This is a genomic window from Streptomyces beijiangensis (genome assembly GCF_017315755.1).
Classification (GTDB): Bacteria; Actinomycetota; Actinomycetes; order Streptomycetales; family Streptomycetaceae; genus Streptomyces; species Streptomyces beijiangensis.
On record NZ_JAFLRJ010000407.1, the window covers coordinates 1 to 7661 of the forward strand.

8 protein-coding genes are annotated in these 7661 nt (G+C 64.3%); 5 read left to right on the forward strand and 3 right to left on the reverse strand.

Annotated features, from left to right (window positions below; all coding sequences use genetic code 11):
* From J0695_RS32825 to J0695_RS32835, 3 genes are all read left to right on the forward strand, one after another.
* The coding region (locus J0695_RS32825) for an Lsr2 family DNA-binding protein (protein WP_206968349.1) at window positions 1-1830 on the forward strand (1830 nt) is incomplete at its 5' end.
* Window positions 1831-2013: 183 nt separating this feature from the next.
* The gene (locus J0695_RS32830) at window positions 2014-2259 is read left to right on the forward strand and encodes a type II toxin-antitoxin system Phd/YefM family antitoxin (protein WP_206968351.1); all 246 of its coding nucleotides are present in this window, start codon (window positions 2014-2016) and stop codon (window positions 2257-2259) included.
* Window positions 2256-2702 (forward strand): PIN domain-containing protein, encoded by a 447-nt coding sequence (locus J0695_RS32835; RefSeq protein ID WP_206968353.1) that lies wholly within the window; start codon window positions 2256-2258, stop codon window positions 2700-2702. The genes J0695_RS32830 and J0695_RS32835 overlap by 4 nt, the downstream gene beginning before the upstream one ends.
* Before the next feature lie 350 nt (window positions 2703-3052).
* Here J0695_RS32835 and J0695_RS32840 read toward each other — a convergent pair whose 3' ends face one another.
* Window positions 3053-3613, reverse strand: a complete 561-nt coding sequence (locus tag J0695_RS32840) for a VapC50 family PIN domain-containing toxin (protein WP_206968355.1) — start codon at window positions 3611-3613, stop codon at window positions 3053-3055.
* Between the two features lie 49 nt (window positions 3614-3662).
* Window positions 3663-4115: a helix-turn-helix domain-containing protein gene (locus J0695_RS32845; RefSeq protein ID WP_206968356.1), complete on the reverse strand. Its 453-nt coding sequence runs from the start codon at window positions 4113-4115 to the stop codon at window positions 3663-3665.
* Window positions 4116-4684: 569 nt separating this feature from the next.
* Here J0695_RS32845 and J0695_RS32850 point away from each other — a divergent pair.
* Window positions 4685-5137 (forward strand): hypothetical protein, encoded by a 453-nt coding sequence (locus tag J0695_RS32850; protein ID WP_206968358.1) that lies wholly within the window; start codon window positions 4685-4687, stop codon window positions 5135-5137.
* Between the two features lie 48 nt (window positions 5138-5185).
* Window positions 5186-5461: a hypothetical protein gene (locus J0695_RS32855; protein ID WP_242553506.1), complete on the forward strand. Its 276-nt coding sequence runs from the start codon at window positions 5186-5188 to the stop codon at window positions 5459-5461.
* A gap of 318 nt (window positions 5462-5779) precedes the next feature.
* On the opposite strand, the gene J0695_RS44390 is transcribed toward J0695_RS32855, so the two are convergent.
* On the reverse strand, window positions 5780-6961 hold the full coding sequence (locus J0695_RS44390; protein ID WP_307798839.1) for a hypothetical protein: 1182 nt from the start codon (window positions 6959-6961) through the stop codon (window positions 5780-5782).
* Window positions 6962-7661 lie beyond the last annotated feature (700 nt).

Below are 7661 nucleotides of genomic sequence, written 5' to 3' on the forward strand. Positions count from 1 at the left end.
GTGTATTGGCTGCGCGCAGCCGGGCTCGTGGACTACTGGACCAACGGCAAGATCGTCCCCGCGGAACGCGGCCTGAGGTTCCTCGAACGTCTGAAACTGGTAGTCCCCGATCAGCTTCCTCACCGCCATTCTGGGCAGATCCTCGAACTTCCCCCGCCACCGGCCCTGTTGGCCGTCGAACTAGCCGAGGTCGATCAGGCCGCACTGAGGTCACGTAAACGTTCGCTGGGCTATGTCGCGGGTGGCACACGGGTAGAAGCTCTCGCCCGCCTCGTGAACGCCGCCGTACCTGCGATCAAGCGAAGTGACTTCAGAGCCTTCTGTTCCGGAGAATTCGGCGTTCTGGAATCTTCCGCCGAACAAACGCTCGGAACCTTGCGTTCCCTCGGTCTCCTGACTCAGGTAGGCACCGATACTTTCGCGGCGACGGAACTCGCCAAGAGCTGTCTGGCGTCCGACGAGGCTCTGGACTTCGTTCGTCTGCTGCACCTCAACGTCGCCTTGCTGGGAGAGTCCCTCGACGCCTTGGACAACGAGGCACACACGGCCACACTCCTCAGCGTTCTCGCGGAGCGATACCCCGACGTGCAGCTCACCCGGGAAGACGTCACACGCCGCATCGCACTCCTCCTGGAGACCGGCCTCGCCGAACGCATCGGACTCACGGTCCGGCGAACGGAGTTGGGGGCCTCGCTGGTCAACACTTTGCCGCTCCTCGACCGTGTGACCTCTGGCCTCCCGGAGAACGCCGACCAAGGCATTCCCCGGGGAAGCTCAGCCGCAGAGCCACATGCCGTGACCGATACTGGCCAGCGCAGCTTCGGCTCGCTGGCCACTGAAGTCGTACAGGCGGCAACCGACAGCGCTGACTACCAGCGATTCGAACAGGCTGTTGCGGCTGCCTTTCATGCACTTGGTGTCGACGTCGAGACGCACGGCGGGCCGAAGAAGACAGATGTGGTCATCGAGCTATGGCAGTCGCCGACTGATCGGCAGCGCGTCGCAGTGGAAGCCAAGACGGACGGCGCCGGACTGGTGACTGATCAGGACGTCAAATTCTGGAGGCTGGGCGAACACCGCGAACGCCACATGGCGCAGAGCACACTCTTGGTCGGACCCCAGTTCGACGCCCGGGTCACCCAGGAAGCGGCAAGGGAAAAGGTGGCTCTGATCACCGCGCGAGAGCTTGCGGATGCCGTCATGCGCCACAGCCGCACACCACTCTCACCGCGCGAGATCGCCGCCATGGTGACCGCAGGAGAAGATGCAGAGGCGCTGGCACTCACCTGGCGGGCGGCGGAGCGACGGCAGGAAGCCCTGAGCCTGGTGCTGCACACCCTTTGGAAGAGCGGGAATGATCCCGTTGACATCCGCTACACCACCGGGGTGCTGGGGGTCAGCGACATCTGGCGAGAAACCAAGGGAGCACTTGAGACCCCTCTGGACAGCAGCGAGATCGAGGAGGCTCTGACCTTCCTGGGGTCCCCCCTCATCGCCGGAGTGGAACGGCAGGGCGGCAACCATGTCGTCACGGCGCCACCCTCTTTGGCCGCCGCCCGTCTGCGGGCGCTGGCTGCTGTCATTGAATCGACCGGCCTAGAGGGACCGCCAGGGAGGCCTAGTGGAGAGGGACCACCCACTCCTCCCAGGCGATCAAGTCCTGAGTCATCTGGGAATCCGTCCGTGCCGCGGCAACAGGATTCATGCGCAGACGTCACACCGTCTCTTGTCCGTGCATGGGCCAAGGGCCAGGGACACGCCGTCAACGAACGGGGCAGACTGCCACAGGACCTGATCAAGAAGTACAAGCAGGTCCACGGCCATGGATGAATGACCGAGCAGGGTCGGCTGTGTCTGCGCAAGAACCTGAGGGGCTTACGCTCCGCCGTCAGCAGGCCGCTCACTTGCTGGCCGGAAGTTGTCCTGCCGTGCCCAAGGCTGACCAGTGATCGGCACCGACCGAGCCCTCTGCGCAACGGATGAACGCCGCCACGAAGTAGTAACATGTAGTACATGGAAACCACTGCTCGTGATTTCAACCAGAGGTCCTCGCAGATCCTCGCCGCCGCTGAGCGAGGCGAGACCATCACGGTGACCAAGAACGGCCGCCCCGTCGCCCGTGTCGTGCCGATCGACGCCGACGAGGTTCCGCCCTACTCGACTGAGCCCATGGGGGATATGGAGATTCCGGACATCGGGACAGGGCCTGATCTCACCAATGAGGACATCGAAGAAGCCCTGAAGGGGATGGGCTCTTGAGCGCCGTCGTCATCGCTGACACCAATGCCCTCTATCGGCTTCTCGTCTCCTCGACGGACGACAGCGCCATCCACCGCAAAGCCTTCTCCACTATTGGACATATGGTGATCTCGCCCATGGTCCTGGCTGAACTCGACTACTTGGTGACCACGAAGATCAGTGCGCAGGCCGCATACAACGCGCTCGACTTCCTCGCCAAGGGCACTGAGAGGCGGAAGTTCTCCATCCCCGACATCACCCCCCATGTGCGCACGGCGATGACAGTGCTCGAGGGCTACCGAGACGCAGACGGAGGGAAGGGCATCGGCATGACGGATGCCATGAACGTCGCTCTGGCCGCCGCCTACCGAACCGAGGTCATGTTCACCTCGGACCGGCACTTCCGCATGGTTCGGCCACTGACGGGACACGGAGCATTCCGGCTACTGCCCGATGACTTGTAGGACCACCAATCGGAGGCTTCCGTAGGGGGATCACGCTCACGGCGAGGCCGGCTACCAGCAGGTTGGGAGCCATTTGGGAGCCGACTTGCTCCCGCAGCCCCTTCCACACCACGCGAGACCAATCGAGACCACACCCCTGACCAGGGTAAACGCTATCCGTGCAGGCAAGATCGGCGACCGAACCTCATTCGGGACGAAGAGGTCGTGGGTTCAAATCCCGCCACCCCGACAGCTGAAACACCAGGTCAGGGGCCTGATCCGCGAGAGCGGGTCAGGCCCCTGATTCGTTTGCCATGACCTTTGAGAGTGCCTGGGAAGCCGGTCGCAGTCCACAGCCCCGTAGCCACTGGTTACCGCGCCGCTGCAGCCGCCAACAGGTCCGCGAAACGGGGCAGCCCGGCCTTCGCCAGGCGTACGACGGCTTCCTGGAACGACACGGGAGGGTTGCGCTTCTCCGCCGCCAACCGGACCACAGTGTCGTACACCTCGTGAGGAAGCTCCTGGTGGAGTTCGCAGAGATAGGTGTCCGGGTCCATAACCCGGACACCTCGGTCCGCCAGGGAGGCAGCGGGAAAGTCGTCCAGATTCCAAGTGATCAGCGCCTCGGCTCGGGCTGCCACGGCAGCGGCCGAGTGATGGCGGTCGTCGGGGTCGTCACCGGGCATCGTGTCGACGAGATGCGCATAAGCCGTCTCCGGGATCTCGCAGTCCGCAAAGAACTGGCGGATCGCCCGCGTGACGGTGGCGGCCGAAGCGGGCGAGCGTTTTCTCTCCCGGACGATGACCCGCTCCCACTCCCCAAGGAGCCGCTCCGACCAGACAATCTCGTGCACGGAGTCCTCGGTGAGGGCCAGCATCAGGTCCATGACCGAGAACGGAAACAGGACGTTGGTGTCCACAAAGACCAGCACGGGTAATGCCTCCCCCTCGAATCCCCGACAGCACTGCGGTCAAAGCGGCTTACGGCTCCGACAGCCCTGCCGCTTCCATCGCCTCGGCGATCTGGCGACGCCCCTCGCGCCGACGCCCACGACGCTCTTGGAAAGCCAGCACATCAGCGAGTCGCACAACCCGGTGACGACTGCCTGGCAGGTACTCCGACGGAATGTCACCCGAGTCAAGGAGTCGGGCAACGAAGGGACGGGACAGCCCGAGAAGGGTGGCCGCCTCCGCCGGAGTCAGCTGCGCTTCGGAGGCCAGCACGGTCACCGAGTGGCCGCTTGCCAGCTCGCTCGCGGAAGCAACCAGAATCCGGACCAGCTCGACGGGCAGAAGGACCTCACTGCCGTTCGCGGTCTTCAGTATCACCCTGGCCTCGTCAGGTGACACGCGACCGGCTGCTGCAAACACCTCCCGGTCGACAGCGCTCGGATCGACCTGTGTGGCACCCGCCAGCACGCTCGTACGCACCATGCCCGCCTCCCGTAATCGACCCACCTGAAACCCATATCTGAAATAACTGTACCCCAGGTGACGGCGTGGGCAACCGTGCCGGCTCGAGATACCGAGAACGGGTACATCCGCTTCTTCACGCGGCACCCTGCTCCGCGACGGCGTGAAGCTCGGGAATCGCGTCTTCCCAGACGACCCGCACCGTGCCGGGTGGCGCCCGGTCAGCCGAGGTGTTCGCCATGGCTCAGCGATGCAAGGCGGTGCAGGTGAGCTGCAAGGGCCACCTCCAACCGGTGCAGCTTCGCTGTAGGCATGGTCACCTCCGCAGCCCGTTGGGGGCGATCCGTTTCGGTACTCCGATCCGTTTGGCAAGCACGACGTCTACACGGAGGGCCTCACCCAGCACTTGAGCGCTGCGGCTTACGCGCGCATGGAATGGGTTGTCGACGGCCCCGACTCTCCGGCGGCCCGTATGTGGCCAGATCCGCCCCACATCGGCTGAGGTCCCTCCGCCCTGAGACCTCCCCTGCGGGGGCGGCCGTTGTAAAACCCGGACGACAGGCCCGACCTCTGCCCGCCAGAATCCGAGCATGTCCACCGAGCTGAGCGGAATGATCGAGTGCAGGCCAGGAGCCCGGCTCTGGGGCGAAGACGACGAGGACGCAGGCTGGACGGCTGCCATCGATCTGTTCGTGCTCAACGTCGGCAATGGCTACGACGCACTCGCCTGCCTTTTCGGGGTGCGCAACTCCTTCGGGTTCCAGCCGCTGGCCGAAGATCGCGGCCTGCCGGAGGACGTCTCCGATGGGGTGCGTACTGCCTTCATCGCATGGCACGGACCCGAGTGGTCCCATAGCACCACCTGGATCACCGGAGCCGAACTGGCCGCTGCCGACTGGGACGAGACCGACAGCTCCGGCACGCACAGCCGTCGCGCGGTCGCGGGAGACGCCACCCACTGGGGGCCTGCTTGGGAAGTGATGCGGACGCTGGGCGGGCTGCACGGTCCGGAGAACGTACGGCTCGTTGTCTGGTTCGATTGACCATCGCGCTGTCGGAGGACGGCGACGGTGGGCCAGGATGAGCCAGTGATGCGATGGTTCCGTAGCTACTGGGACGAAGAAGACACCTGGTTCTACTTCGAGGTTGGCGACGACGAATGGGTGAGCCGTCAGGTCGAACTCGAAGGTCCAGCGCGGCGACCCATCGTCGCCGCATCGGTCGAGGACGACGATGCCCGTTACGGCTTCACTGCGGAGTCGCCCGTCACCGACTGGGAAGGACACGTCGAAGAGCCGCTGACCTTCGAGGAGTTCGAGGACGTCTGGACCGCGGCCCGGGAACACCTCACGGCACCCGAAGCCTGACCTGCCAGCCGACGCCGTGCATGTTAGCGACGCCGCGGCGCGTGGTTCGTTGGTGAACAGTCCAGCATGACGCTCTGGCGGTCGTGTGGGTCATTCATCCCGTTCGGCTTCTTTCCACGGCCGGGGCCGAGACCGGTAGGGAGATGGCACACCGCCAAAGCGACGACCTCCTCGGCCGTGACCGTCTCGCCGAAGTTCTCGGTGTGAGGACGCGGCGGCCTTGTCCGCCCACCGAGCTTCGCATCCCACCGTGTGAGCAACGAAGATGGCGTCCTGCATGGTGAAGCAAGTATGGCGTCGTCCATCTCCTAACCAGCTTCACCGAGGAATGATCAAATCGGTGAGTTGTCCCGCAGTTGGCATCCGACCGCGGTTGAAGACGACTGCAACGAACAGCACCACCACTGGCAGCAAGGGAACGAGTGCAGCCTCAGGCAATCCGAGGGCTGCCGAACCGGCCATGACCAGCACGACCACGAGCCCCACCACGAGCATCCGCAATCGCTCCCTCGGCGTAGCCGGAGTCACACCGGAGAGTAGATCTGCGTCGAGCAGGTCGTCGATGCGGCCCTCGGCGTAGCGTTCGGCGATTGTCAGCAGCATCACTATGAGGTCTTCAAGAGCGCGGCCAGGCTCAGAATCCTGCCGCGCCTCGGCGCTTCGTAGCGCGCCAACCACCAGTGCGGCATGCGCCTTGAACTGCCGCTCGTTGTGCCGTCTGGCTCTGGCGCGGCGGGTCCGATGGGCCGTCCAGATGGCTTGTTCAACCGGCTGCACGGAAACTCGCGGAACCTGGCAGTCCGGCTGTGTCTCCTCCCAGCGGCGGAGAACTGTGGCGCTTTGGGCTGCAACCGTAAGCAGCGCAACGGCCGGCCAACAGCGCCGATATTCCCTTCGCGCACTCTCCTTATCTGGGGACCCGACAAGAGCCTCCAGGTCATAGGCAGCGTGCGTCGCGTCGCTGCCGGTGCTCGTCAAGTTTGTGCGCTTGATGAGAAGCACTTCAGCAACCAGGATCAGAGCGAATGCCAGGAGGTTTGCTGCTGTGCTGATCGCGCCAAAGCCCTGCGACCGCACTGACATCGGCACAGCCACGAAGCTGCTGAGCAGTGCCTGTACCGTGCCAGGATTCGGTCCCGGGTCCGCGGTCAACCGCAGCTGATCCCAGTCGGCCATGTTGTCGACTTTCACCAAGACGAGCAGCAGCAGAACAAACCTGAGCGTCTTGATTGGCATGGCCAGAGGCAGAGCGCGCCACCACCGCACGACATACTGCGGGGCCAATCCATGCCCATCGACCCGTTCTTGTATTCGAGGCGGCAGCAGCAGTATCTGCGTCAGAAGCGGAGCAGCGCGGCGCACCCCTGAGGCGGCGCGCAGTCGCTCGAAACGCTCCCCGGCCCCCAGCAGCCAGCGCTGCACCGGTCCAGGAATGAAGACCAGAGCGATCGCGACCAAAAACGCTAGCTCGATACCTATGAAGAGAATGGTCGTCCACACACCGGCAGTCTCGCGTATCCCACCGACAGCGACGCTCGGAACGCGGCAAGCGACGACGGCGCAGGCGCCCTCGGTACGCATCTGATGCAGGTGTCGTCATGCCCGACTAGAACGTACTCTGAAGCGCGTGGACTACCTCAGCAGGTTCCGCGCCAAGCACAGACGAAGCCACGACCCGCTCGCCCACAGATCCGAGCAAACTTGCTCACGCAATGCAGCTCCCGGTCGCCACCGCGAACCGAGCACCATGTCGTGCACCAAGCGCTGGGAGAATCCTGGGAGATGATCTTCCTCTTGGGCCCTCGCGAGACCTTGCCCCACCAGCCCAGACCAAGCTGTTGACCTGCACTTTCAGTAAGACCCCCAGGTCACGATCTTGACCGAACCTCATTCGGGACGAAGAGGTCGTGGGTTCAAATCCCGCCACCCCGACAGCTGAAACAACAGGTCAGGGCCGGTTCTCCTGCACGGGAGACCGGCCCTGAGTCGTTTCCCGGGGCCCTCTGGGGAGCGAACGGGGAGTGGATCAAGGAAATCCATTCCCGCGCTTGGGGCGGGACAGCCGAGCCAGTCAGCGGCGCCCGTGCGCTCCGCCCCCCTCCTCTTCTGCAGCGCCCCGGCCGACCGCTTCAATCGGCCTGCCGAACTTCTTGAGCGTTCGCTCAAACTGCGCTAACTTGCGGTTTGAGCGAACGCTCAA

Bases quoted from the DNA above. Each gene is read 5' to 3' on its own strand.
- J0695_RS32850 (WP_206968358.1), top strand. From the start codon at position 4,685: ATGTCCACCGAGCTGAGCGGAATGATCGAGTGCAGGCCAGGAGCCCGG.
- J0695_RS32830 (WP_206968351.1), top strand. From the start codon at position 2,014: ATGGAAACCACTGCTCGTGATTTCAACCAGAGGTCCTCGCAGATCCTC.
- J0695_RS32855 (WP_242553506.1), top strand. From the start codon at position 5,186: ATGCGATGGTTCCGTAGCTACTGGGACGAAGAAGACACCTGGTTCTAC.
- J0695_RS32845 (WP_206968356.1), bottom strand. From the start codon at position 4,115: ATGGTGCGTACGAGCGTGCTGGCGGGTGCCACACAGGTCGATCCGAGC.